This is a genomic window from Geodermatophilus obscurus (assembly GCF_900143215.1).
GTDB lineage: Bacteria > Actinomycetota > Actinomycetes > Mycobacteriales > Geodermatophilaceae > Geodermatophilus > Geodermatophilus obscurus_A.
Genome location: NZ_FRDM01000014.1, coordinates 22,012 through 46,309 on the forward strand (window position 1 = coordinate 22,012; position 24,298 = coordinate 46,309).

The following is a 24,298-nucleotide window of genomic DNA, read 5'->3' on the forward strand; positions in this document are numbered from 1 at the left end:
CACCGTTCGCGAGCTCACGGTGAGCCTCCGGACGGGGCCGGCCGCACTCGGCACGGGGGCCGTCCTGCTGCTGTCCGCGTGCTCCGCGACGGCCGGGGAGCACGCCGACGCCGCACCGACCGAGCAGTCCGCACCCGGTCCGACGACGTCCGCGCCTGAGCCCGACCCGGCAACCGAGCCGCGCCCGGCGCTCGACGTCGCCGTCGTGGCCGAAGGCCTGGACCACCCCTGGGACGTCGCCCAGGCCCACGACGGCACCCTGCTGCTCGACGAGCGGGGCGGCGGGCTGACCGCGGTGCTGACCGACGGCACGGTGCGCGCGCTGGACGCCGACTTCGGCGACCTGTTCGCCACCGGGGAGACCGGGTTGATGGGCCTGGTGCTCGACCCCGGGTTCGCGCAGGACCGCCGCTTCTACACCTGCCAGGGCGTCGAGGAGGACGGCGGCGCGGAGATCCAGGTGACCGCCTGGACCGTCGACCCGGGCTGGACGACGGCTACCCGCGTCGCCGACCCGCTGATCGACGACATCCCGGTCAACGAGCGCAGCGGCCGGCACGGCGGCTGCCGGCTGCGCTTCGACGACACCGGCGCTCTGCTCGTGGGCACCGGCGACAACGCCGTCGCCGACAACGCCCAGGACCTCGGCACGGTCGCCGGCAAGGTGCTGCGGGTCGACCCGGGCACCGGGGAGGCGGCCGCCGGCAACCCGTTCCTCGGCCGGGCGGACGCCGACCCGCGGGTGTGGACCTACGGGCACCGCAACGTGCAGGGGCTGGCGGTGCGGCCCGGCTCGGGCCAGGTCTACGCCGCCGAGCACGGACCCCGCCGGGACGACGAGGTGACCCTGCTGCGCCCCGGCGGCAACGGCGGCTTCGCGCCCCGGGGTCCGGGCTACGGCGAGTTCGTGCCGATGACCGACCTCTCCCTGCCCGACGCGATGCCTGCCACCTGGGCGTCGGGGGACCCCACCATCGCTCCCTCGGGCGCGACCTTCCTGTCGGGCGGGCAGTGGCAGGGATACGAGGGCTTGCTGCTGCTCGGCGTCCTCAGGGACCGCGGCGTCCTGGCCCTGCGCGTGGCGGACGACGGCACCCTGCTCGAGCAGTTCCGGTTGCCCGAGCTGGAGGGCACGTACGGCCGCATCCGCAGCGTGCAGCAGGGCGGGGACGGTGCGCTGTACGTCACCACCGACAACGGCGACGGCGAGGACCGCCTGCTGCGGGTCACCCCGCGCTGAGCGGCCCCGTCCCGGGCCCCGCCCTGAGCCTGCGAAGGGTGGGGAGGACGGGGTCCTTTCTCAGACTGCCCGGTCCCGGATCCGGGCCGGCACCGGCACCCCGGACGGCAGCAGCGGGCACGGTTCGGGCTCGCCGACGACGGTGCGCAGCGGCAGCACGCCCGCCCACACCGGTGCGGCCAGGTCGCGCTCGTCGTCGCCGGGCGGGCCGGTCCGCACCTTGACGCTGGCCTCGGTCAGGTCGAGGGCGAGCAGCGCGGTGGCGGCGAGCTCCCGGCGGTCGGGCTGCCGGGTGGCGGTCCAGGAGCCGGGGGCCAGCTGCTCGGTGAGCGCCTGCAGGCCCAGCAGGCGCTCGTCCGGGTCGCTCACCGGACGGGCGACGCCGTGGACGACGGCGCAGCGGTAGTTCATCGAGTGGTGGAAGGCCGAGCGGGCGTAGACCACGCCGTCGACGTGGGTCACCGTGAAGCAGACCGGCACACCCGCACCCGCGGCGCGCAGCGTCGCCGCACCGGTGGAGCCGTGCAGGTAGAGGGTGTCGCCCCGGCGCCCGTAGCCGGTCGGCAGCACGACCGGTGAGCCGTCCAGCACGACGCCCAGGTGTCCCACCAGACCGGCGTCGAGGACCGCGTACAGCTCGGTGCGGTCGGTCCGGGCGCGCGTCGCTCCTCGACGGATCGTGCTGCGGGGCGTGGGGGAGAGCGGTGGTGCGGTGTCCATGGGCCCACCGTGCCCGGTGCGGTGGCCTCGTCCAAGGGCCAATACGCTGCCCTTCCGGCAGGCCACTGCCGGTGGCCGGAGGAGGTGCGGGGTGGTCGACGTCCCGCCGGTGGTGCTCGACCGCGGGTCGGGGACGCCGCTGTCGGTGCAGTTGGCCGACGCGCTGCGGGCGGCGACCGTGGGCGGCACGCTGCGCCCGGGCGACCGGCTGCCCTCCACGCGGGAGCTGGCGGTCGCCCTCCGGGTCAGCCGCACCGTCACCGCCGCCGCCTACGACCAGCTGCTGGCCGAGGGCTGGGCGGACGGGCGCCGTGGCGTCGGCACTTTCGTCGTCGGGGTGCAGACCGCCGCGCCCACCTGTCCCCCCGCGCCCCCGGCGGCTCCCCGGGTGACCGCAGCGCCGATCGACCTGCGGGCCGGCGCGCCCTGCCTGGAGGTGCTGGACCGCTCGGCCTGGCGGCGTGCGTGGCGCGCCGCGGGGGACCCCGCTCCCGACGCCGGCCCGGAGCCGGCCGCCGACCCGGGCTTCCAGCGCGCCGTCACCGAGCACCTGCTCCGGCACCGTGGCCTGGCCGCCGTGCCCGGGGACGTGCTGGCCACCGCCGGGACATCGGCGGCCGTCGCGGAGGTGGCCCGGCTGCTGCCGCCCGGCAGCCGGGTGGGGGTCGAGGACCCGGGCTACCAGCGGGTGGTGGGCGCGCTCCGGGACGTCGGGGTCCCCGTGGTGCCGCTACCGGTGGACCGTGACGGCCTGGTCGTCGACGCGGTCCCCGCGGGGCTGGCGGCGGTCTACTGCACGCCGGCGCACCAGTACCCCCTCGGCCGCCGGCTGTCCGCGGCCCGCAGGCTCGCCCTGGTCGCCCGGGCCCGCGCCGAGGGCTGGTCGGTGCTGGAGGACGACTACGACGGCGAGCTGCGGTACGACGTCGCGCCCCTGCCGCTGCTGGGCGCCCTCGGGCCGGACGTCGCGGTGCACCTGGGCACGAGCAGCAAGATCGTCAGCCCCACGCTCGGCGTGGGGTGGATGGTGGCGCCGCCGGAACTGCGCGCCGCGCTGGTCGCCCGGCGGACCGCGACCGGCACCCGGCCCGCGCGGGCCGGGCAGCGGGTGTTCGCCGCGCTCGCCGCGAGCGGCGACCTCGCCCGGCACCTGCGCCGGCTCCGGCGGGAGCTGGTCGTCCGGCGCGCGCAGGTGCTGGCGGCGGTGGCCGCGGGCGGAGGGCAGGCCGAGGGTGACCCGGCCGGCGCCCACGTGCTCGTGCCGCTACCGGACCGGGGGGCCGAGGCGGCGGTCGTCGCCGGGGCGGCCGCGGCCGGCGTCGCGGTCGACGGTCTCGGGCGGCACTGGACGGGACCCGAGCCGCACGCGGCCGGACTGGTCGTGGGGTTCGCCGCCCCGACCCGCGCCGACCTCGGCCGCGCCCTGCCGGTGCTGACCGGCGCGTTGCGCGACGTGCTGAGCTGAGTCCGGGGACGACGATCGGCGACCGACCTCTCGCTGCCCCGGAGCGCCGCCGGGCGCGCTGCGGCAACAGCGACGGCACCGACCGACTGCTTCGAGTCACGCCGTGCGCGAGATCCGGCTCCAGCTCGACCTGTTCCCCGTGACGTGGTTGTGATGTCCGGCCCGTCTTGGGGAGGGTCGCGGCCGTCATTGCACTCGAGGCCGCACGGATGCGGCCGCCGAGAAGGGAAGATCTCCATGAACAGTCGACGTCTGCTCCTCGCCATCCCCGCCGCCACGGCGCTGGTCCTCGCCGGAGGCTCACCCGCGTTGGCCGGCGGCGACGGGCACCACGACGACGACACCTGGGCCAAGGTCATCGAGATCGCGGACGAGGCCGAGCTCGAGGACGACGGCGAGGTGTTGCAGGTCACCTTCGAGTACAAGTGCGAGGAGGAGGACGAGGACTCGGTCACGGCCGACGTGGAGGCCAAGAACGAGGACGAGGACCTCAGCTACTCGAAGGACGAGGAGGACCTCGACTGCAACGGTGAGAAGAACGAGATCACCGTCGACCTCGACAGGGACGATGACTCCGGGAAGGCCGAGGAGGGCGACAAGGTCGACGTCACGGTCACCATCAACGAGAACGGCGATGAGCTCGACTCGAAGACCAGGGAGGACGTCGAGGTCGTCGACGAGGAGAACGGCGACGACGGCGACAAGCACGACGACGGCGACAAGCACCCCCACGGCGGGCACTGACCCCGGGCACGGCCTGCCGTCCTGATCACGGATGCACGAGGGGCGCCCGGGGACGACGGTCCCCGGGCGCCCCTCGCGTCGTTCTCAGGCCGAGACGGTCCAGGTGTCGCTGCCGGCGAGCAGTGCGCCCAGGTCTGCCGGGGAGGAGGTGCGGGCCTCCTCCACCTGGTCGGCCATCATCTTGTCGTAGGTCGGCTTCTGCACCGACCGGAAGACGCCCATCGGGGTGTAGCGCAGGTCCTGGCTGGCCAGCCGCGACAGCGCGAAGGCGTACGACGGGTCTTCCCGGGTGGCGTCGTGCACGACGATCTCGTTCGCGTCCACCTGGTTGGTCTCGGCGATCCGCAGGCCGCCGAACTCGTCGCGGACCACGCACGAGGCGCCGTCGGGACCGAACACCAGCGGCTGGCCGTGGACCAGCGGGATCGACCACTGCACGCCGGTGGTCGGGTCCTTGAGCAGGTCGAACGCGCCGTCGTTGAAGATGTTGCAGTTCTGGTAGATCTCGACGAGCGCGGTGCCCTGGTGCTCGGCGGCCTGCCGCAGCACCTCGGTGAGGCCCTTGCGGTCGGAGTCCATGGCCCGGCCGACGAAGGTGGCGTCCGCGCCCAGCGCGAGCGACACCGGGTTGAACGGGTGGTCCAGCGAGCCCATCGGGGTGGACTTGGTGACCTTGCCGACCTCGCTGGTGGGCGAGTACTGGCCCTTGGTGAGCCCGTAGATCCGGTTGTTGAACAGCAGGATCTTCAGGTTCACGTTGCGGCGCAGCGTGTGGATCAGGTGGTTGCCGCCGATGGACAGCGCGTCGCCGTCCCCGGTGACGACCCACACCGACAGGTCCGGGCGGGACGCGGCCAGCCCGGTCGCGATCGCCGGCGCACGGCCGTGGATCGAGTGCATCCCGTAGGTGTTCATGTAGTACGGGAAGCGCGACGAGCAGCCGATGCCCGACACGATGACCATGTCCTCGCGCGCGATGCCGAGGCTGGGCAGGAAGCTCTGGACCGCGTTGAGGATGACGTAGTCACCGCACCCGGGGCACCAGCGCACCTCCTGGTCGGTCTTGAGGTCCTTGGCCTTGAGCTGGTTCTGCTTCTCGCCCTGGGTCTCCAGCGAGCGCGCGATGGCGTCGGCGATGGGGCCCTCGGCCGGCATGCCGAGTTCGACGGTGGTCATTCCGCGCCTCCGGTGGGGTCGGCGGCGATCGGGGCGCCGCTGGTGGAGTCGATGACGTCCTGCACGACCGCGGCGAGCTCGGCGGCCCGGAAGGGCAGCCCGCGCACCTGCGTGTGGCTCTGGACGTCGACGAGGTACTTGGCGCGCAGCAGCATGGACAGCTGCCCGAGGTTCATCTCCGGGCAGATCACCCGGTCGTAGCGGCGCAGCACCTCGCCGAGGTCGGCCGGGAACGGGTTGAGGTGGCGCAGGTGGATCTGCGCGACCGGCCGGCCGGAGCGGCGGATCCGCCGGCAGGCGGCGCCGATGGGCCCGTAGGTCGAGCCCCAGCCGATGACAGCCACGCTGGCCGTCTCACCATCGGGGCCCGCCGGGTCGTCGACGTCGGTGGGCCCGATGCTCGCCGCGATGCCGTCGACCTTGGCCTGGCGCAGCCGGGTCATCAGGTCGTGGTTGGCCGGGTCGTAGGAGATGTTGCCGGTCTTGTCGGCCTTCTCCAGACCGCCGATGCGGTGCTGCATCCCTGACGTGCCCGGGATGGCCCACGGGCGGGCCAGGGTCTCCGGGTCGCGCAGGTAGGGCTGGAACTCCGGCGTCCCGTCGGGAGTGGTGGCGTTGGGCTCGCTGGCGAACTCCACCCGCAGGTCCGGCAGGTCCTCGGTGTCCGGGATCTGCCACGGCTCGGCGCCGTTGGCCAGGTAACCGTCGGACAGCAGCATGACCGGCGTGCGGTAGGTCAGCGCGATCCGCGCGGCCTCGAGCGCGGCGTCGAAGCAGTCGGCGGGGGAGCGCGGCGCGACGACCGGCAGGGGCGCCTCGCCGTTGCGGCCGAACATCGCCTGCAGCAGGTCCGACTGCTCGGTCTTGGTCGGCAGGCCGGTCGAGGGGCCACCGCGCTGCACGTCGACGACGACCAGCGGCAGCTCGGTCATCACCGCCAGACCCAGCGCCTCGGACTTCAGCGAGACGCCCGGCCCGGAGGTCGTCGTCACGCCGAGGGCACCGCCGAAGGAGGCGCCGATCGCCGAGGCGATGCCGGCGATCTCGTCCTCGGCCTGGAAGGTGCGGACGCCGAAGGCCTTGTGCCGGGACAGCTCGTGCAGGATGTCCGACGCCGGGGTGATCGGGTAGGCACCGAGGAACACCGGCAGGCCGGAGCGCTGCCCGGCGGCGACGAGGCCCAGCGCCAGCGCCTGGTTGCCGGAGATGTTGCGGTAGCGCCCCGGCGCCATCGGCGCGGGCTTGATCTCGTAGGAGACCGCGAAGGCCTCCGTCGTCTCGCCGTAGTTGTAGCCGGCCCGGAAGGCGGCGATGTTGGCTGCGGCGATCTCGGGCTTGCGGCGGAACTGCCGCTCGAGGAAGCGGACGGTCCCCTCGGTGGGCCGGTGGTACATCCAGCTCAGCAGGCCGAGGGTGAACATGTTCTTCGAGCGCTCGGCCTCCTTCTTGCCGAGACCGGAGTCGGCGAGCGCTTCGAGGGTGAGGGTCGTCAGCGGCACGCTGACCAGCTGCCAGCCCTGGAGGGAGTCGTCCTCGAGCGGGTTGGTGGCGTAGCCGACCTTGGCGAGGTTGCGCGGCGTGAACTCGTCGGCGTCCACGATCAGCAGCCCGCCGCCGGGGAGGTCGGAGAGGTTGGACCTGAGCGCGGCCGGGTTCATGGCGACCAGCACGTCCGGGGCGTCGCCCGGCGTCATGATGTCGTGGTCGGCGAAGTGCAGCTGGAAGGAGCTGACACCCGGCAGGGTCCCCGTCGGCGCGCGGATCTCGGCCGGGAAGTTGGGCAGCGTGGAGAGGTCGTTGCCGAAGGACGCCGTCTCGCTCGTGAACCGGTTGCCGGTGAGCTGCATGCCGTCGCCGGAGTCGCCGGCGAGCCGGATGACGACGCGGTCGAGCTCGACGACGCTCTTGACGAAGGGCGTCGAGCTCCCCGCCGTGCTGGCGTCGACGGACGGGTCTGTCGTGGTCATCAGTGGTGCACCTCCACCGGCCGAGGTTACGTGTCTGTCACATTCCGCGGACCTGTGATGCGGGTGACAGTGGATCGGCCGGAGAGCCCGGCACCTGGCAGCACCAACCCGGCGGAGTGCGACCCCATTCCGTGACCGCGGTCGCACCTCGACGGGGGAGGTACGGGGGAACGGCCTCCAGGGGCGCCGCGTTGGTGGGACGTGCAGCGCTGGAGCAACGGACTCAAGACCGCGGTGCTCCTCGGCCTCATGGGCGGCCTCATCCTCCTGATCGGCGGGGCCGTCGGCGGCCGGGGCGGGTTGTTCGTCGCCCTGCTCATCGCCCTCGCGGTCAACGGGTACGCCTACTTCAACTCCGACAAGCTCGCGTTGCGGGCCATGCGGGCGTTCCCGGTGACCGAGACCCAGGCGCCGGCGCTCTACGCGATGGTGCGCGACCTGGCCACCGAGGCCCGGCAGCCGATGCCGCGGCTCTACGTCAGCCCCACCGACCAGCCCAACGCGTTCGCGACCGGCCGGAACCCGCGCAACGCGGCCGTCTGCGTCACGCAGGGCATCCTCGAGCTGCTGGACCGCCGGGAGCTGCGCGGCGTGCTCGCGCACGAGCTGTCGCACGTCTACAACCGCGACATCCTGATCAGCTCCGTCGCCGGCGCCATGGCCACGGTGATCACCTACCTGGCGCACATGGCGATGTTCGCCTCGTTGTTCGGCGGCCGGTCCGAGGACGACCGCGGCGGCGGCAACGCACTCGGCAGCCTGCTGCTGGTGTTCCTCGGCCCGCTCGCCGCCGGCCTGGTGCAGATGGCGGTCAGCCGCAGCCGGGAGTACCAGGCCGACGCCTCCGGCGCGGTCCTGTCGCGGGACCCGCTGGCGCTCGCATCGGCCCTGCGCAAGATCGCCTCGGGCGCGGCCGCCCGGCCGCTGCCCCAGGAGGACCGGCTGGTGACCCAGAGCCACCTGATGATCGCCAACCCGTTCCGCGGTCAGGGCCTGGCCTCGATGTTCGCCACCCACCCGCCGATGCCGGAACGGATCGCCCGGCTCGAGCAGATCGCCCGGGAGCTCGAGTGAGGCCCCCCGCTGCCCACCCCTCGCAGGCTCGGTGGAAGGACCCCCAGCCCCCCACCACTCGCACGCTCACGGCGGGACCCTGCAGGGGGCCGGGACGGGGCCGCGGCGAGCCGCTGGACGGGGCCGGCGGGACGGCCCTCGCGGGAGCGCTGAAGCCCTGCTCGGGCCGGGACGAGCATGGTGGGGGGTCCGGCAGCCGCCTCTCGATCCGGCGCGGCGGTCAGCATTCGCAGTCGCATGTCCCGTCGCAGCAGTCGGAACCGCAGTCACCCGTCAGCTCGAGCACGGGGAGTCACCTCCCTCCGCGGGCGGGCACCCCGTGCCGGGGCTCGGTGGAGGGCAGGAGGCGGTGGGCGAGGCGTCCGCCATGGCCGCCATCTCGGCGCGCAGCGCCGCCAGTCGGGCGATCTCGGCTCGATCTCGACGAGGCGCCTGCGGAGCAGGTCTTCCGCAGGCTCGCAGGGGCAGGTGCCGGTGTCGCGGACGGTCAGCAGGGTGCGGATGTCGGCCAGGCGCGAGCCGAGGCGCTGTGCGCCCTGGATGAATCTCAGCCGATCGAGCGCGCCGACGTCGTAGCTGCGGTAGCCCGCGGCGGTGCGCTCGGGCGCCGGCAGCAGACCGGCCCGCTCGAAGTCGCGGATGGTGTCCGGCCGCACTCCCACGGCAGTCGCCGACTCCGTGACCCGCAGTCCCCGTGCCGCCGTGGTGGTCATGCGGCGGACCCCAGACCTTGGACCGCGGTCCCAAGGTCAACCCGCGAGTCGACTATCCCGAGCAGCAGGCGTCGGCGCCCTCGGGCGTGAGGGCGGCGAGGGTCGCCAGCAGCTTGACGGGTCCGGCGAGGGCCTCGCAGCACAGGGAGTAGACGTTGCTGCGGCCCTTGGGGGTGATGGTCACCAGGCCCTGCTCGCGGAGCGGGGCGAGGTGGTGGCTGACCAGGGTCTGGCTCATCCCGCTGAGCTCGGTGAGCCCGCGGACCGAGCGGGGGCCCTCGGCCAGCAGGAGCAGCAGGTGCAGCCGGTTCGGATCGGCCAGGGCCTTGAGCTGCGGAGCGAGCAGGCGGGCCCGATCAGCAGCGGAGGTGAACGCCTCGGGGTCGAGAAGGCGGACGTCGAGCTCCTGGCGCATGAGCATGATTATTACACGCGGAGGTTGTTGTCAACAGCGTTCGTTGTTACCGTCGCGGCCATCGACAGACGTCGAAGTGTCGAGGAGTGGATCGGGATGGATGCCGTGGACACAACGCTGCCGGTCGTGGTCATCGGAGCTGGCCCGGTTGGACTGACTGCGGCTGTGCACCTGCTGGAGCGCGGGTTGGAGCCCCTGGTGCTGGAAGCCGGCGACCAGGTCGGCGCGGCCATCCGGAAGTGGGGCCACGTGCGCCTGTTCTCCCCGTGGGAGTACGACGTCGACGCGGTTGCACTGCGCCTCCTCGAGGCCCACGGCTGGGAGTCGCCCGACCGCGACGAACTCCCGACCGGTGCCGAGCTGGTCGAGTCCTACCTGGCTCCGCTGGCAGCCACGCCCGAGCTCGCCGGGCGCATCCGCACCGGCACCCGGGTGCTCGCGGTCAGTCGCCTGGGCGTGGACAAGACACGCACCGTGGGCCGTGAGGGCCGCCCGTACGTCGTCCGGACGGTGCGCGACGGCCAGGTCGTCGACATCGCCGCCCGGGCGGTGCTCGACGCGTCAGGAACGTGGGGGAGGTCGAACCCCCTCGGCGCCGCCGGGCTGCCGGCCATCGGCGAGGACCAGACCGGTCCGTGGCTGGTCGGCCCGCTGCCCGACGTGCTGGGCGCCGATCGCAAGCGCTTCGCCGGCAAGCACACCCTCGTGGTCGGCATGGGCCACTCGGCGGCCAACACCCTGCTGGCGCTGGTGCAGCTGCGCGAGGAAGAGCCGGACACCGAGATCACCTGGGCGATCCGCGGCCGTTCCCCGGCCCGCCTCTACGGCGGGGGGGACGCCGACGGCCTGCCGGCGCGCGGCCTGCTCGGCTCGACGCTCAAGGCGGCCGTTGCCAGCGGCGCGGTCACGCTCATCCGCGAGTTCACGGTGACTTCCCTGGCCCCGCCGACCGACGGGACCGGGCAGGTGACGGTCGCCGGCACCGGGCGCGACGGAGAGCCGGTGAGCCTCCAGGCCGATGCCATCGCTGCCGCCACGGGCTTTCGCCCCGATCTCGAGATCCTGCGCGAGGTCCGCCTCGGTCTCGATCCCGGGGTCGAGGCGCCTGCGGCGCTGGCGCCGCTGATCGACCCGAACTTCCATTCCTGCGGCACCGTGCCGCCGCACGGCGAGGCGCTGCTGGCGCATCCCGACGAGGGTTTCTACATCGTCGGCATGAAGTCCTACGGCCGGGCGCCGACGTTCCTGCTGGCCACCGGCTACGAACAGGTCCGCTCCATCGCCGCGGCGCTCGCCGGAGACAGCGAGGCCGCCGAGCGCGTGGAGCTCGCGCTGCCGGCGACCGGCGTCTGCTCGACCGACCTCGGTGAAGCGGAGGCAGCCGAGGCAGGGGGAGTGGGCTTCGCGACCGGCTCGGAACACGGCTACTCAGCCGAAGAGCCGGTGGCAGCCAGCAGCTGCTGCGGCAGCGCGACGGCGCCGGTCCCGGTGCCGTCGCCCTCCTGTGGAGGCTGAACGCCGGGCCATGGGATCAGCGCAGCCCGCCGCGGCGGTGTCCGGGAGCTCTCGGCACCCGCCGCGGCGGGCGCTGGCCGGACTGTGCATCACCCAGGTCACCAGCTGGGGCGTCCTCTACTACGCCTTTCCGGTCGCCCTGGCCTCGATCACCGCCGACACCGGCTGGTCGGCCACCGCCACCACAGCGGCCTTCTCCGCCGGCCTGGTGGTCTCGGCGCTGGTCGGGATCCCCGTCGGGCGCTGGCTCGACCGCTACGGGCCCCGCCGCGTGATGACCGCAGGCTCCGTGCTCGCCGTTCCGTCCACCGTCGGCATCGCGCTGGCGCCGAACTACGCGACGTTCCTGGCGGCCTGGCTGGTCGCCGGGGCCGCGATGGCCGCGGTGTTCTACCAAGCGGCGTTCGCGGCGCTCACCCGCTGGTACGGTGACCGCCGGGTCCGGGCGCTGACGGCACTGACTCTCGTCGCGGGCCTGGCCAGCACGCTGTTCGCGCCGCTGACCAACGCGCTGATCGAGGCCCTCGGCTGGCGCGGCACCTACCTGGTGCTCGCCGCGGTGCTGGCGGTGGTCACGATCCCGCTGCACGTCTTCACGCTGACTGCGCCCTGGGTGCAGGAGGGCATCCCTGAGTCCTCACCGCGCCACCGGGCCCGCCGGATCCCCCTCGAGGTGCGCAGCGGCGAGTTCCTGGCCCTGTCGGCAGCACTCACGCTCACCGCTTTCGGGCTCTACGCGACGAGCCTGACGGTGATCCCGCTACTCACCGGGCGGGGCTTCTCCGCGTCGCTGGCAGCGACCACCCTCGGGCTCCTGGGTGCCGGCCAGCTGCTCGGCCGCATCGTCTACGGACCACTCTCTGCCCGCACCACCCCGACCGGGCGAGCGGTGATCCTCATCGGGGCCTCGGCGCTGGCCATCGGGCTCCTCGGAGCGCTCACCGGCCCACCGGCTGCCCTCATCGGCGCTGCAGTCGCCCTCGGCGCGGTCCGCGGGGCCTGCACCCTGCTGCAGGCAACGGCGGTCGCGGACCGGTGGGGTACGGCGCGCTACGGCACCCTGTCGGGCTTCTTCGCCGCTCCCATCACCGCAGCGACCGCGCTCGCGCCCTGGGCGGGCACGGCGCTGGCCGAGGTCGTCGGCAGCTACGCGGCGGCCTTCTCGCTCCTGGCCGGCGTCGTCCTGGTCGCCGCGGCGCTGGCCTGGCGGGCCGCCTCCGAGCGACCAACACCGTGACGGCGCGAGGCCTTGCGACCACGCGCCAGGTGGGCTCACCGTGGCCGGGTGAGGCGCCAATCCGCCGCTGGCCGGCCGCCTGCCGAGGACCCGGTGGACCGGGCCGCCATCAGCGGTGAGATGGAGCAGGCCCTGGCCCGGCTGCACGCGCTGCTCGCCACTGCCGACGCCGGTGACCTGCGCCGTGGCAGCCACGGCACCCGGTGGACCAACGAGCAGCTGATGTACCACATGGTCTTCGGATACCTGATCGTCCGGACCCTGCTGCCGCTCGTCCGCGTGGTCAGCCGGCTGCCGCCGGCGGTCGGCCGCGGGTGGGCCGCACTGCTGGACTCCACCACCCGGCCCTTCCACGTCGTCAACTACTGGGGGTCGGTGGGCGGCGCCCGGGTGTTCAACCACTTCCGGATGGGACCACTGGCGGACCGCACCATCGCCGCGCTGCAGCGGAGTCTGGCGCGGGAGAAGGAGGCGGCCCTGCACCGCGGCATGCCGTTCCCGGCCGGTTGGGATCCGTACTTCGGCCATCTGACGCTGGCCGAGGTGTACCGGTACGCAACCCGGCACTTCGAGCACCACCGCCGCCAGCTGACCCTTGGTACCGGCCCCTGACCGCTGGCGTGTTGGGGTGCGGCGGCCTGCGGCGCGCGCGGGACGAGAGGGGTGTCGGCTCAGCGGCCGGGAGCCGAGGGCACCTGGAGTTCGGTGAGCAGGCCGCGGATGCGGGTCTCGATCCCGTCGCGGATGGGGCGCACGGACTCGACGCCCTTGCCGGCCGGATCCTCGAGGGCCCAGTCGACGTAGCGCTTGCCGGGAAAGATCGGGCAGGCGTCGCCGCAGCCCATGGTGATGACGACGTCCGAGGCCTCGACGGCCTCCGTGGTGAGCACCTTGGGCCGCTGATCGGTGATGTCGATGCCGACCTCGCGCATCGCCTCGACCGCGGACGGGTTGATCCGGTCGCCCGGCATGGACCCGGCGGAGCGGACCTCGACGGCGTCGCCGGCGAGGTGGCGCAGCCAGCCGGCGGCCATCTGGGAGCGGCCGGCGTTGTGCACGCAGACGAACAGGACGCTTGGCTTGTCAGCCACGGTGGAATCTCCTCGGGGTCGGTGAGCCGGCGCGGTCATCGCGAGGCGCCAGCGGGGTGCAGTTCGGCAAGCAGCGCCCGTACACGAGCGTCGATGTCGGCGCGGGATGGCGCGGACCTCACCAACGGAATGACCGGCGGGGTCCCGGACCTGCCAGTCCAGGTAACGCTTGCCCGGGTAGACCGGGCAGGCGTCGCCGCAGCCCATCGTGACGACCACGTCGGCGGCGCGGGCGACGTCGTCGGTCAGCGGCTTGGGGAACTCGGCGCCAAACTCGACGCCGACCTCAGCCATCGCCTCGACGACGGCGGCATCGATACTCGCCGTCGGCTGCGAACCGGCCGAGCGGACGTGCACGCGGTCCCCGCCGTGCTGCGCCATCAGCGCCGCGGCCATCTGCGAGCGCCCGGCGTTGTGCACGCAGACGAAGAGGATCTCGCAGACGTCGCTGTCGATGACGCCCTTGGCCTGGGCCAGCGCGGTGAGGCGCTCGGTGGCGAAGCGCCCCGCGAGCACCGGCAGGTGCGCGGTCACCGTCGCCGTGCGGGCCGGCGCCGTGTAGGACTCGAAGACGTAGCGGTCGATGGTCTCGCGGGCGAAGACCCCGGCGAAGCGGACCGCCAGCTGGTCAACCAGGCGGTGCAGCGTGGCCTCGGGCACCAGCAGCCCGGGCAGGGCCTTGTCCTCGCGGGTCATCGAGCACTCCTCACTGCAGCATCAGGGACGGTGCGGTCGCCGGGGAACCAGCGCCGAGCGGCCCACAGGGCGACGTAGACGAGCGCGACGAGCACCGGCACCTCGATCAGCGGCCCGACCACGCCGGCCAGCGCCTGGCCGGACGTCACGCCGAAGGTGCCGATGGCGACGGCGATAGCGAGCTCGAAGTTGTTGCCCGCCGCGGTGAAGGCGAGCGTGGCCGTCTTGGCGTAGCCCAGGCCCAGGCGCATGCCGAGCAGGAAGCTGCCGCCGAACATCAGGAAGTAGTAGGCCAGCAGCGGCAGCGCGATCCGCGCGACGTCCCAGGGCTGGGAGGTGATCGCATCGCCCTGCAGCGCGAAGAGCATGACAATGGTGAAGAGCAGCCCGTAGAGGGCGATCGGGCCGATCCTGGGCAGCACCCGGCTCTCGTAGTACTCCCGCCCGCGGGCCCGCTCACCCAGGGTGCGGGTGAGGAAGCCGGCCACCAGCGGGATGCCGAGGAAGACCAGCACCGACACCACGATGGCCCAGACGCTGAACTCTGCCGACGACGTCGACAGCCCCAGCCACCCGGGCAGCACCTGCAGGTAGAACCAGCCCAGCGCCGCGAAGGCCAGGATCTGGAACACCGAATTGATGGCCACCAGAACCGCTGCCGCCTCGCGGTCACCGCAGGACAGGTCGTTCCAGATCAGCACCATCGCAATGCATCGCGCCAGGCCAACGATGATCAATCCCGTCCGGTACTCGGGCAGGTCGGGCAGCAGCAGCCAGGCGAGGGCGAACATGAGCGCCGGGCCGATCAGCCAGTTGAGCGCCAGGCTCGCGCCCAGCAGCCTGCGGTCCCGGTCACCCGGTCCAGCTCGGAATACCGGACCTTGGCCAGCACCGGATACATCATCAGCAGCAGCCCGATGGCGATCGGCAGGCTCACGTTGCCCACCTCGACCGCCGACAGGGCGTCGTCGAGGCCGGGGATGAGGCGGCCCAACAACAGGCCGGCGGCCATGGCGGCGACGATCCAGACCGGGAGCAACCGGTCGAGGGTGGACAGGCGCTGGAGGACCGGGGCGTCGACGTCGGTGCCCGGGCGGGCGGTCTCGCCGACGGTGTCGCTCATGCGCTCGCACCCGCCAGGGCGGGCGAGCTGAACACGTTGGCCACCGCCGAGAGCGCCGCGGGGCGCACGGCGTAGTAGACCCACACGCCGCGCTTCTCCCGGTCCAGGATCCCCGCGGAGTGCAGCACCTTGAGGTGGTGGCTGATCGTGGCCTGGGTCAGGTCGAAGGCCTCGTTGAGGTCGCACACGCAGGCCTCACCGGCCTCGCTGGAGGCAATCAGGCTGACCATGCGCAGCCGCACCGGGTCGGCCAGGGCCTTGAGCAGCGCGGCCAGCTCCTCGGCCTGTTCGCTGCTCATCGCCGAGCCGGTCAGGGGTGTGCAGCAGGCGAAGCCGGGGTCGCTCATCGTCTCGCTCCCATCGAGGGTCATCGATGGGGATCGTAATGACATCCGTCGATGTGATGAACCTCGATGGGTGAACCCAGTCGTCCGAGGACAGCCGCAGCCGCTCAGGCGGTACGCGCTCGAGGTGCCTGCCAGGGCTCCGGTCGTGGGTCATGACGTACTCGATGTGAGCCCTCCGGCCGCGGTCGCAGCGGGCATCGGCGCGAGGGTCACGGCCAGCTGCGGGGTGTGACACCGGAAGTTGTCAGGCGGCCTACGCCGGGGATGAAGCGGCCGGTCGCCGCGGCGTAGCGCGCGTAGCTGCCGCCGTGGGTGGTGAGCAGGTAGGGCTCTTCGATGAGACGCACCTGCATCTCGACAGCGGCCGCCAGGCACACGAGGGCGGCCACCGACAACCACGTCGGCACCATCAGGGTCAGACCCAGCTGGGCGACCACCATCGCCGTGAAGATCGGATTGCGGACCAACGCAAAGAGGCCACCGGTCACCAGCTCGGTGCGCTCGGTCTCCTTGACCCCGATGCGCCACGACGAGCCCATCCCGGTCTGAGCGGCGAGCACACCGGCGAAGCCGACGAGAGCGAGCACCAGGCCGACGAGGCCGGCGGCGTCGACCGACGATCCGCTCGGGCGAGCCGCGACGTCGACGACGGCGAGAGCCAGCGCGGTGAGGCCGAGCACGAGGGCGGCGACGAGGGAGATGCCGGCCCACCACCGCAGCGAGCCGGGCTTGCCGGAGATGCCGTGAAAGCCCGACGAGCCGGTGCGTCGCAGCTGCAGCACGGTCCGCAGGCCGAAGGCGACCGCCGATCCCACGAGGTAGATCAGCAGCGCAGTGATGGCCACTCAGGCGTTCCGGTCGGAGTAGCAGCAGGCGCAGCCGGGGGAGCAGGCGCAGTCGTCGTGGGCGCCGTCGGCATGAGCGAAGAGCGCCTCGGTCGGCGAGCAGCAGCTGTCACCGCGCCAGGCCTCGCGGCCCTCCTTGAGGGCGATGCCTGCGATGACGAGGGCGGCAATCGGGTCGGCCCAGGACCAGCCGAAGAGGCTGTTGAGCGCCAGCCCGACGAGCAGGACGCCGGAGAGGTAGGTGCACAGCAGCGTCTGCTTGGAGTCGGCGACGGCCGAGGCCGAGCCCAGCTCTCGGCCCGCTCGGCGCTGGGCGCAGGACAGGAAGGGCATGACCGCCAAGCTCACCGCGGCGAGCACCAGGCCCACCGTCGAGTGCTCGGCTCCGCCGGAGCCGAGGAGGGACCGCAGCGCGTCGAAGGTGACGAAGGCAGCCAGGGCGAAGAACGAGACGGCGATGACCTTGAGGGTCGCCCGCTCGCGCGCCTCGGGGTCACTGCCGGCGAACTGCCACGCGACGGCCAGCGCCGAGGACACCTCGATCACCGAGTCGAGCCCGAAGCCGATGAGTGCCGACGACGAGGCGGCGGTGCCGGCAGTGAGGGCGACGACGGCTTCGATCAGGTTGTAGGTGATCGTCGCTGCGACCAGGAAGCGGATGCGCCGCGCGAGAGCCGCGCGGCGGTCGGCACTCAGCGTCGCGGTCGTCACGACTCGGCCCCCGCGCGAGCTGCAACGCCGTAGGTGGGGCAGAGGTCGACGGCGTCGCCGGTGAGGGCCAGCAGCCGCTCGGCGGCAGCGAGCAACTCGAGCAGTTCGTCGCGTGTCGTCAGCGAGAACATCGACGCGCGCCCCTGTGGCCGGGACTCGACGAGGCCGCAGTCGCGCAGACAGGCGAGGTGCTTGGAGACCGTCGACTGGGCGAGGCCCAGGTGCTTGGTCAGCTCGACGACGCGGTGCTCACCGAGGGACAGGTGGCGCAGGATCGCCAAGCGCGTCGGATCCGAGAGGCTGTGGAACAGAGACGCCGCCGGCGAGAGCCCGGAGGTCTCGAGCAGAGGAGCCTCGGTGCTGCCGTGACGTTGGGGCGCTTTCATCGACACCAGGCGATGTTATCGCCAAGTGTCGAATCTTCGTCGAGATCGGTGCAGGCGTGGCTGCCGCGTCGCCCGGTGCCCGTCAGGCAGGTGCGCCACCGGCGCGTAGCTGGCGGCGTCGGTCGTCGTTGTCCTCCAGTCCCCACCAGTCGACGATGCGGCCGCCGCGAACGGTGAACCAGTACACCTCTCGTACATCGCGGAAGGCCCGACCGGTGCCGGGCCGACCCATCCACGGCCCGGAGTGGGTGCCCGAGCAGCGGAAGTGGCCGACCACGGTGTCGCCCTCGCCGACCAGGGCGACGGTCTCCATCCGCACGTCCGGGAACGCCGTCCGGAAGGGGGCCACCCACTCGCGCGCCGCTGCGGCGATCTCCGACGCGTACAGCTCCTCGACCGCGGCGAGGTTCCCGCGGTTGATGACTTCAGTGACCGCGCGGGCCACCAGCCGCTTGTTGTCCTCGACGCTCACAGCTACCGCCGTCCGATCCGCGCGGCCATCCACAGAGCGCAGCGCCGGCAGACGTAGACCTCCGACGTGCCGCCCAGCTCGTGCACCGTGGTGCGCGGCAGATCCCGGCCGCAGCAGCCGCACATCACCGACTCCTCGGTCGGGGTCGTCCGACGACGCCTTGGCAGCCTCACCGCAGGACCTGTACCAGCTGCTCCACCGTGGGGGCCACCGATCAGAGGGAGCGCGTGGCACTCGTGGTGGACACCGGCGAAGAGTCCGACGAGCTCGACGCCGCCACTCGCGAACAGTCGGTGGTCGCCGACCGGGTCGATGACACCCAGGTCGCCACGACCCGCGCCGGGCAGCGCATCACCGCCGGGGACCGGATCGCCACCCGACGCAACGACCGCGCCCTGGCCGTGGCCAACCGCGACACCTGGACGGTCACCGCCGTCGAACGCCGCGGCGAGCTCACCGTCGTCCCTGGCGAGGCCACCGCAGCCGCCCCGGGGGAGCGCATGCTGCCGGCCGACCACGTCACCGAACACGTGCAGCTCGCCTACGCCTCCACCGCGCACGGCGCCCAGGGCGACACCGTCACTGCCGCGAACGTCGTGATCGGGGAGCACACCGGCGCCGCCTCGGCCTACGTCGGGACGACCCGCGCGCACACGTCCAACACTGCCCACCTCGTCGCGACCGACTTGCCGAGGACCGCACGCGCGCCGCAGCCGGCGACCGATGGCCGCCGCGCTGGGCGCACGTGCGGACTCCCCGCGGACCGAGACGCTGTGACGACGCGCTGACCTCCCCAACAGATCGGATCAGCGGTAGTTGTCGAACTGCAGGGCGACGTCGAGGTCCTTGCCGCGCAGCAGCTGCTGGACCGCCTGCAGGTCGTCCCGCTTCTTCCCGCTCACCCGCAGCTGGTCGCCCTGGATCTGGGCCTGGACGCCCTTGGGGCCCTCGTCCCGGATGATCTTGGCGATCTTCTTGGCCGTGTCGGACTCGATGCCCTGCTTGATGCGGGCGCCGATCTTGTAGCTGCGACCGGAGGACTGCGGGTCGTCGGCGTCGAGGGCCTTGAGCGAGATGCCCCGCTTGACGAGCTTCTCCCGGAAGACGTCGAGGGCCGCGGTCACCCGCTCCTCGGTGTCGGCGCTCAGCGTCACGCCTTCCTCGCCCGCCCAGGCGATCGAGGCGTTGGTGCCCCGGAAGTCGAACCGCTGCGAGAGCTCCTTGGCGGCCTGGTTGAGGGCGTTGTCGACCTCCTGGCGGTCGACCTTGCTCACCACGTCGAACGACGAGTCGGCCATGTGTCGGTTGCTCCTTCCCTCTGTCGTCCACCCGCCACGGTCGCGCCCTGAGGCCACGTCCGAAGCCGGTTCCCGGTGTCTTGTACGCTCTCCCGGTACCACCACGGCGGGTTGCCCGAGTGGCCAATGGGAGCGGACTGTAAATCCGTCGGCTTAGCCTACGAAGGTTCGAATCCTTCACCCGCCACATCCGGTACGCGCGGCCCCCGGACCTCAGCCGAGGTCGGGGGCCGCGGCGCGTCTCAGGAGGTGGTGGGGGCACGAGCGCCGGCGACGGCGGTGCGCTCCAGGGGCTGCCCGCCGAGGAAGAGCCAGCCGAACGCGATCTCGGCGTAGCGGGTGCACCGCACCGTCACCTCCACGCCGTCGGTCTCGGTGGACCAGGAGTGCAGCGCCGTCCGCCCGTCGGCGAGCTGGTCGGCCACGGCCGCCTGCGTGCTCGCGCGGGTCAACGGCAGCGCCGTCCCCACGCCGATGGCGTAGAGGGCCGCCTCGTCGGTGGCGTTGGCCGCGGCCAGCGCGGCACCGTCGCAGACCGACTGCACCTGCTGCTGCTCGAGGAAGGCGTCCGACGCCGCGATCGCCCCGAAGGTCATGAGCGCGGCCACCAGCCAGCACACCAGGACCAGGGGCAGCGTCGAGCCGCGCTCGCCGTCCTCTCCGTCCGGTCGCACGTGGCGCAGCGTAGGCCGCCGTCCGGCCCGTCCACGAGCCGTGGACGGCGATGTGGAGAGCTGTGGACCCGATCGGGGGACCCCTGGTGAGCCGGAGTCGCGCCTGTGGAGAGGCCGGCGCGTCGGGTCCTCGCGGCGCCGGCCGCCGCGGCATCGCCCCGGATGCGGGTCAGGGCTCCGGATGACGCCACGTCGCAGCACGTCGCGCTGCGTGACGGCAGAACTGATCGGCACCGCCCCGCGATCCTGGTGCTTGCTCCGGACGGGGGACGAACAGCGACCTCTCCGGCGCAGTCCGCCGGACGACGCTCCGTCCCGCGGTCCGGGGCTGCCGCTCCCGCCGGACACGTCGGTCCGCGGGCGCTCGCACCGCTCCTGTCCGTGGACGTGAGCCGGTCCGTTGGGGGAGGTGGGCAGGGGGCCCGTGCTCGCCGTACCCGCCCTCCTCCTCGGCCCTGCTGCCGCTCCTGGTTGCAGACCTGGAAGCGCTGGGTCGGTTCGGAACAGCAGCGATCCGCGCAGGACAGGGGTGACCGCGCTCGGTCCAGAGTCCGGGATCCCTGCACGAGCCGGGACATCTTCGCCTGATGAGGGCGAGCGAGGGCGTCCCGGCTCCTGAGCGGTGGCCGGTCCGGGAGTGGTCCGAGTGCCGGCCTCGGTGGCGGGCCTTTAACCGATACGGGGAACCGATACGGGGAACCGATACGGGGAACCGATACGGGGAACCGATACGGACCAGCCGTCCGCCCGATGCACCACGCGTCCCTCGTGTCACCCCATAGCGTGACAGTACGCCTACTTATCGTCACCTTCTGTGACGGCATGACGAATCGCGACCCTGCTGTAATCCGCGTGGCGGATCGGACGCTTGCCCCGAAAGAGTGACGGGCAGCAATCTCTCAGGCGCGGTCCGTACCCAACGCTCTGCCCCCGCGCCTGGACGACTGCCATACGTGTTTGCAGTTCTTCAAGCCTGAGGAGGCGTCATGAGTGTTATCCAGTCTTCCGTTCAGTCCCGTGGCAGCCGGTGGAACCGTGGTAGCCGGTGGAACCGCGGCAGCCGGTGGAACCGCGGTAGCCGCTGGAACTGAGCTGCCGTCCCGTAGCGGTAGCGGGTCACTGACGCCCGCTACCCCTTTCGGGTGCCCGGGACCGGTCGCGCAGGCCGAGGGAGAGGTCATCGGCTGTTAGCCTCTCGCCGCACGTCTCCTCCCCCCAATCCCCGAGGACCGGGTGACCGTGGCCGAACTCGATCCGAGCGCGCCCGCGCGGTGGTCGGCGTTCCGCCAGCCATCTGTCGTGGCCGCCGGCGTCATCACGATGGCGCTGCCCTTCGTCGCCTACCTGCTGAGCGAAGCGATCAGCTCTGTGCGGCCGTGGGTGGTGGTGGCGTTCTTCGTCGCGTTCATCGTGGCCGAGTCCCTCACGCTTGCCGTCGAGATCCGCTCGCACACCATCGCCTGCTCCGTCGGTGAGGTGGTGCTGGTCGTCTCGCTCGTGGAGATGAGCGGCGCATGGACCGCGCTGGCGTACGCCGGGGCCATGTGGGCGATCAGCATCCGCGATCGCATCCCGGTCGCGAAGACCCTCACCAACGTCGCGATGTACATCATCCAGGTAGGCGTCGCCGTGGTCCTGCTGGACCGCCTGCCCGTCGGTCCGCTCGACGACCCGGTGACGTGGCTCTGTTACCTCGTTGCGGTCATCGCGGCGACGGCGGTGGGCACGGTGATCGTGGTAGCTGCGATCGCCATCACCCAGGGCGACCCCGGCCGGGCGATGCTGACCCGGCTCTTCGCCCCCGTGCTCGTCGTCTATCCGCTGTCGACGGTCATCGGACTCGCCGCCTCGCTGATGGTCGACCGGACCGCTTGGGCCTGGCTCCTCCTGCTCCCCGTTCTCCTCGCGCTGGCTCTGCTCTACCGGCGCTTCGCCCGGGTGACCCGCGAGAGCGAGCGCCTGGAGAGGGTCTACGAGTTCGCCCGCCGCGTGGAACAGGTCGGTGCGGACGAGGACGGTACGAGGCGGATCGTCGAGGCGGTCAAGGAGTTGCTGAACGCCGAGCGTGTGGCGCTCTGGCTACCGCCGTACCTGGACGAAGAGCCATGTCTGGTCGTCGCCTCGGACGACGGCCGCAGCTGGTACGACGGCCCGAGCGACCCTGACGATCTGTTCCGTCGGCGGGCCACCGAAGGTGCACACGACGGTCCGCTGCTGGTCTCCCCCGCTCGAGCGACCGAGGCCGAGGCTGCGGCTCTCGAACGCCGCGGTGCCCACGACCTGCTCGCCGCACCGGTGGCCACCGCCGCGGGAGAGCCCGGCTATCTGGAGATCTGCGACCGCCGCAGTGACGTCGTCTGGTTCTCCGACGGCGACCGGTCGGCGCTGGACTCCATGCTCACCCACGTCAACGCCGCGATCCGGCAGCAGCAACTGCTGACCCAGATCCGGTACGACGCCGACCACGACCGGCTCACCGGCCTGCCCAACCGGCAGCGCCTCGCGGTGGAGATCGACGAACTGCTCGCGGCCGACCCGGTCGCCGGGCGCGCGGGCCTCATCCTGGCCTCGCTGGACAACTACGCCGAAGTCACCGACACGCTCGGCCACGCGGCCAGCGACGAGCTGCTGCTGGTCACCGCCGGCCTGCTGCGCGAGCACGCCCCGCCGCAGGCGCTCGTGGCCCGCATGGAGGGTGAGCAGTTCGCCGTCCTGCTCCCCGGGCTGTCGCTGCCCGCGACCGAGCGGGCCGCCCGCCGGCTGCGCGAGGCCACCTCGACTCGCGTCCGGGTCGCCGGCCTGGACCTCGAGGTGACGCTGACCATCGGCGTCGCCGCCGCCCCGGTGCACGGCGCGGACTCCGGCACGCTCATGCAGCGGGCCGACGTCGCCCTGCTGGCCGGGGCCGGCAAGAGCGGCGTGGCCAGCTACCACCCGGTGCTCGACCAGCAGAGCCTGCGCCGCCTGCAGCTCGGCACCGAGCTCGAGCAGGCCATGGCCGACGGCGACATCAGCGTCGTCTTCCAGCCGATCATCGACGCCCGCACCTCCGACATCGTCTCGGTCGAGACGCTGGTGCGCTGGGCGCACCCGCGCTACGGGGCGATCGCGCCGGACGAGTTCATCCACCTCGCGGAGCAGATCGGCCGGATCGGTCCGCTGACCGACTACGTGCTCGACCTCGCGCTGGCCCGCTGTCGCCGCTGGCTGGACCGGGACATCGCGCTGTCGGTGGCGGTCAACCTCTCCGCCCGCTGCCTGACCGAGCCGGACCTGGTGGACCGGGTGCGCCGGGCGCTGCGCCGCCACGGCGTCCCCGGGGAGCTGCTGACCCTGGAGATCACCGAGGGCAGCGTCGTCGACGACTCGGTGCGCAGCAGCACCGTCCTGGCCGACCTGCACGCCCTGGGCCTGCGGCTGTCGATGGACGACTTCGGCACCGGCTACTCCTCGCTGTCCCAGCTGCGCCAGCTGCCCATCGACGAGGTGAAGATCGACAAGTCCTTCGTGCTGGGCATGTCGACCAGCCAGGGGGAGTCGTTCATCGCCCGCTCGATCATCGAGCTGGCCCACAACCTGGGCTTGCGGGTGGTGGCCGAGGGTGTCGAGGACGAGCTGACGCGCAACCTGCTCGCCGAGATGGGCTGCGACAAGCTGCAGGGCTTCCTGGTCAGCCGACCGCTGCCCGACCAGCGGCTGGAGAGCTGGATCCTGGCCCGCACCGGCGTCCGCTCGGCCGTCGCCGGCACGCCGCACCGGCGGCTGTTCGTGCGCTCCTGAGCGTCGGGCCGGGGACCCCCTGCGACAGGTTCCCGGAGGCGTCGGGTAGAGTTCTCGACGGCTCGAAGCCCGCCCCTTTAGCTCAGTCGGCAGAGCGTCTCCATGGTAAGGAGAAGGTCTACGGTTCGATTCCGTAAAGGGGCTCTGGAACGCAGTGGCCGCTCGGCCCGGTCGCCGAGACCGGGTCGCACGGTCACGTCCGGCGGTGTAGCTCAGCCAGGCAGAGCAAGCGGCTCATAATCGCTGTGTCACCGGTTCAAATCCGGTCACCGCTACTCACGACGGACCCCGCGACCCGGGGTCCGTCGGCGTGTTGCAGCACCGTGCGGGCACCCGCCCGCACGTTCCCGGGCCCCGGCCCGGTACCGACAAGGCGAGGAGCGCCCCGTGGCAGCCACCGACATCCGTCCGAAGATCACCCTGGCCTGCCAGGAGTGCAAGAGCCGGAACTACATCACCCGCAAGAACCGGCGCAACGACCCCGACCGGCTCGAGCTGAAGAAGTTCTGCCCGAAGGACCGCAAGCACACGATCCACCGCGAGACGCGCTGACGCGGTCTCGAGCCACCGCAGGGACCCGCTGAGCCAGCGGTCCCTGCGAGAGGGAGG

General features: G+C 72.4%; 25 protein-coding genes and 3 tRNA genes. 13 read left to right on the forward strand and 15 right to left on the reverse strand.

The window, feature by feature from the left end:
* Positions 1 to 19 precede the first annotated feature (19 nt).
* A complete protein-coding gene (locus BUB17_RS14115) occupies positions 20 to 1,240 on the forward strand; it encodes a PQQ-dependent sugar dehydrogenase (RefSeq protein WP_072918995.1) in 1,221 nt (406 codons plus the stop codon).
* Positions 1,241 to 1,300: 60 nt separating this feature from the next.
* Here BUB17_RS14115 and BUB17_RS14120 read toward each other — a convergent pair whose 3' ends face one another.
* Positions 1,301 to 1,960, reverse strand: coding sequence for a pyridoxamine 5'-phosphate oxidase family protein (locus tag BUB17_RS14120; RefSeq protein ID WP_072918998.1), 660 nt, complete (start codon positions 1,958 to 1,960; stop codon positions 1,301 to 1,303).
* A 91-nt stretch (positions 1,961 to 2,051) separates the two neighbouring features.
* Between BUB17_RS14120 and BUB17_RS14125 the strand changes: the two genes are divergently transcribed.
* The gene (locus tag BUB17_RS14125; protein WP_072919000.1) at positions 2,052 to 3,425 is read left to right on the forward strand and encodes an aminotransferase-like domain-containing protein; all 1,374 of its coding nucleotides are present in this window, start codon (positions 2,052 to 2,054) and stop codon (positions 3,423 to 3,425) included.
* A gap of 237 nt (positions 3,426 to 3,662) precedes the next feature.
* Positions 3,663 to 4,169, forward strand: a complete 507-nt coding sequence (locus BUB17_RS14130) for a hypothetical protein (RefSeq protein ID WP_072919002.1) — start codon at positions 3,663 to 3,665, stop codon at positions 4,167 to 4,169.
* Between the two features lie 84 nt (positions 4,170 to 4,253).
* Here the strand turns inward: BUB17_RS14130 and BUB17_RS14135 are convergent, their stop codons facing one another.
* Both BUB17_RS14135 and BUB17_RS14140 read right to left on the reverse strand, forming a co-directional pair.
* Positions 4,254 to 5,345 (reverse strand): 2-oxoacid:ferredoxin oxidoreductase subunit beta, encoded by a 1,092-nt coding sequence (locus BUB17_RS14135; RefSeq protein ID WP_072919004.1) that lies wholly within the window; start codon positions 5,343 to 5,345, stop codon positions 4,254 to 4,256.
* Positions 5,342 to 7,312: a 2-oxoacid:acceptor oxidoreductase subunit alpha gene (locus tag BUB17_RS14140; RefSeq protein WP_072919006.1), complete on the reverse strand. Its 1,971-nt coding sequence runs from the start codon at positions 7,310 to 7,312 to the stop codon at positions 5,342 to 5,344. The genes BUB17_RS14135 and BUB17_RS14140 overlap by 4 nt, the downstream gene beginning before the upstream one ends.
* A 201-nt stretch (positions 7,313 to 7,513) precedes the next feature.
* Here BUB17_RS14140 and htpX point away from each other — a divergent pair, with 201 nt between their 5' ends.
* Positions 7,514 to 8,386, forward strand: coding sequence for a zinc metalloprotease HtpX (htpX, locus tag BUB17_RS14145; protein WP_072919009.1), 873 nt, complete (start codon positions 7,514 to 7,516; stop codon positions 8,384 to 8,386).
* A gap of 266 nt (positions 8,387 to 8,652) precedes the next feature.
* On the opposite strand, the gene BUB17_RS14150 is transcribed toward htpX, so the two are convergent.
* A complete protein-coding gene (locus BUB17_RS14150; RefSeq protein WP_244277215.1) occupies positions 8,653 to 9,099 on the reverse strand; it encodes a MerR family transcriptional regulator in 447 nt (148 codons plus the stop codon).
* Between the two features lie 52 nt (positions 9,100 to 9,151).
* On the reverse strand, positions 9,152 to 9,514 hold the full coding sequence (locus tag BUB17_RS14155) for an ArsR/SmtB family transcription factor (RefSeq protein WP_083606340.1): 363 nt from the start codon (positions 9,512 to 9,514) through the stop codon (positions 9,152 to 9,154).
* A gap of 96 nt (positions 9,515 to 9,610) precedes the next feature.
* Here BUB17_RS14155 and BUB17_RS14160 point away from each other — a divergent pair, with 96 nt between their 5' ends.
* Genes BUB17_RS14160 through BUB17_RS14170 form a run of 3 tightly spaced genes read left to right on the forward strand, consistent with a single transcriptional unit; the run spans position 9,611 to position 12,878 of the window.
* Positions 9,611 to 11,029 carry an FAD-dependent oxidoreductase gene (locus tag BUB17_RS14160; protein WP_072919013.1) on the forward strand — a complete coding sequence of 473 codons (1,419 nt, stop codon included), beginning with the start codon at positions 9,611 to 9,613 and terminating at the stop codon, positions 11,027 to 11,029.
* Between the two features lie 10 nt (positions 11,030 to 11,039).
* Complete coding sequence (locus BUB17_RS14165) at positions 11,040 to 12,266, forward strand: MFS transporter (RefSeq protein WP_072919014.1); 1,227 nt, start codon at positions 11,040 to 11,042, stop codon at positions 12,264 to 12,266.
* 48 nt (positions 12,267 to 12,314) lie between these two features.
* Entirely contained in the window at positions 12,315 to 12,878 is a 564-nt protein-coding gene (locus tag BUB17_RS14170) for a DinB family protein (RefSeq protein WP_208983401.1), read from the forward strand.
* A 59-nt stretch (positions 12,879 to 12,937) separates the two neighbouring features.
* On the opposite strand, the gene BUB17_RS28570 is transcribed toward BUB17_RS14170, so the two are convergent.
* From BUB17_RS28570 to BUB17_RS14210, 8 genes are all read right to left on the reverse strand, one after another.
* Positions 12,938 to 14,053, reverse strand: a complete 1,116-nt coding sequence (locus tag BUB17_RS28570) for an arsenate reductase/protein-tyrosine-phosphatase family protein (RefSeq protein WP_432416390.1) — start codon at positions 14,051 to 14,053, stop codon at positions 12,938 to 12,940.
* Positions 14,050 to 14,844 (reverse strand): ACR3 family arsenite efflux transporter, encoded by a 795-nt coding sequence (arsB, locus tag BUB17_RS14185; protein ID WP_280173881.1) that lies wholly within the window; start codon positions 14,842 to 14,844, stop codon positions 14,050 to 14,052. Before arsB ends, BUB17_RS28570 begins: the two co-directional genes overlap by 4 nt.
* A 14-nt stretch (positions 14,845 to 14,858) precedes the next feature.
* Positions 14,859 to 15,176, reverse strand: a complete 318-nt coding sequence (locus tag BUB17_RS28575) for an arsenic resistance protein (protein ID WP_280173882.1) — start codon at positions 15,174 to 15,176, stop codon at positions 14,859 to 14,861.
* Complete coding sequence (locus BUB17_RS14190; RefSeq protein ID WP_072919020.1) at positions 15,173 to 15,547, reverse strand: ArsR/SmtB family transcription factor; 375 nt, start codon at positions 15,545 to 15,547, stop codon at positions 15,173 to 15,175. Before BUB17_RS14190 ends, BUB17_RS28575 begins: the two co-directional genes overlap by 4 nt.
* A 185-nt stretch (positions 15,548 to 15,732) precedes the next feature.
* A complete protein-coding gene (locus BUB17_RS14195; protein ID WP_072919022.1) occupies positions 15,733 to 16,368 on the reverse strand; it encodes a methyltransferase family protein in 636 nt (211 codons plus the stop codon).
* Positions 16,369 to 17,079 (reverse strand): cation diffusion facilitator family transporter, encoded by a 711-nt coding sequence (locus tag BUB17_RS14200; protein WP_072919024.1) that lies wholly within the window; start codon positions 17,077 to 17,079, stop codon positions 16,369 to 16,371.
* On the reverse strand, positions 17,076 to 17,465 hold the full coding sequence (locus BUB17_RS14205) for an ArsR/SmtB family transcription factor (protein WP_072919159.1): 390 nt from the start codon (positions 17,463 to 17,465) through the stop codon (positions 17,076 to 17,078). Before BUB17_RS14205 ends, BUB17_RS14200 begins: the two co-directional genes overlap by 4 nt.
* Positions 17,466 to 17,547: 82 nt before the next feature.
* The gene (locus BUB17_RS14210; protein ID WP_072919025.1) at positions 17,548 to 17,937 is read right to left on the reverse strand and encodes an ester cyclase; all 390 of its coding nucleotides are present in this window, start codon (positions 17,935 to 17,937) and stop codon (positions 17,548 to 17,550) included.
* A 227-nt stretch (positions 17,938 to 18,164) separates the two neighbouring features.
* Between BUB17_RS14210 and BUB17_RS14215 the strand changes: the two genes are divergently transcribed.
* Positions 18,165 to 18,725, forward strand: a complete 561-nt coding sequence (locus tag BUB17_RS14215) for a hypothetical protein (RefSeq protein ID WP_072919026.1) — start codon at positions 18,165 to 18,167, stop codon at positions 18,723 to 18,725.
* Between the two features lie 18 nt (positions 18,726 to 18,743).
* Here the strand turns inward: BUB17_RS14215 and BUB17_RS14220 are convergent, their stop codons facing one another.
* Positions 18,744 to 19,235: a YajQ family cyclic di-GMP-binding protein gene (locus BUB17_RS14220; protein WP_072919027.1), complete on the reverse strand. Its 492-nt coding sequence runs from the start codon at positions 19,233 to 19,235 to the stop codon at positions 18,744 to 18,746.
* 105 nt (positions 19,236 to 19,340) lie between these two features.
* Here BUB17_RS14220 and BUB17_RS14225 point away from each other — a divergent pair.
* Positions 19,341 to 19,422, forward strand: a tRNA-Tyr gene (locus BUB17_RS14225).
* Positions 19,423 to 19,477: 55 nt separating this feature from the next.
* Here BUB17_RS14225 and BUB17_RS14230 read toward each other — a convergent pair.
* A complete protein-coding gene (locus BUB17_RS14230; RefSeq protein ID WP_072919029.1) occupies positions 19,478 to 19,909 on the reverse strand; it encodes a pilus assembly protein TadG-related protein in 432 nt (143 codons plus the stop codon).
* Positions 19,910 to 21,148: 1,239 nt separating this feature from the next.
* Between BUB17_RS14230 and BUB17_RS14235 the strand changes: the two genes are divergently transcribed.
* From BUB17_RS14235 to rpmG, 4 genes are all read left to right on the forward strand, one after another.
* Entirely contained in the window at positions 21,149 to 23,689 is a 2,541-nt protein-coding gene (locus tag BUB17_RS14235) for a putative bifunctional diguanylate cyclase/phosphodiesterase (RefSeq protein ID WP_244277218.1), read from the forward strand.
* Positions 23,690 to 23,760: 71 nt separating this feature from the next.
* Positions 23,761 to 23,833: transfer RNA gene (locus tag BUB17_RS14240), tRNA-Thr, on the forward strand.
* Positions 23,834 to 23,890: 57 nt separating this feature from the next.
* Positions 23,891 to 23,964, forward strand: a tRNA-Met gene (locus tag BUB17_RS14245).
* A gap of 112 nt (positions 23,965 to 24,076) precedes the next feature.
* Positions 24,077 to 24,241: a 50S ribosomal protein L33 gene (gene rpmG / locus BUB17_RS14250; RefSeq protein WP_012950506.1), complete on the forward strand. Its 165-nt coding sequence runs from the start codon at positions 24,077 to 24,079 to the stop codon at positions 24,239 to 24,241.
* Positions 24,242 to 24,298: the final 57 nt, after the last annotated feature.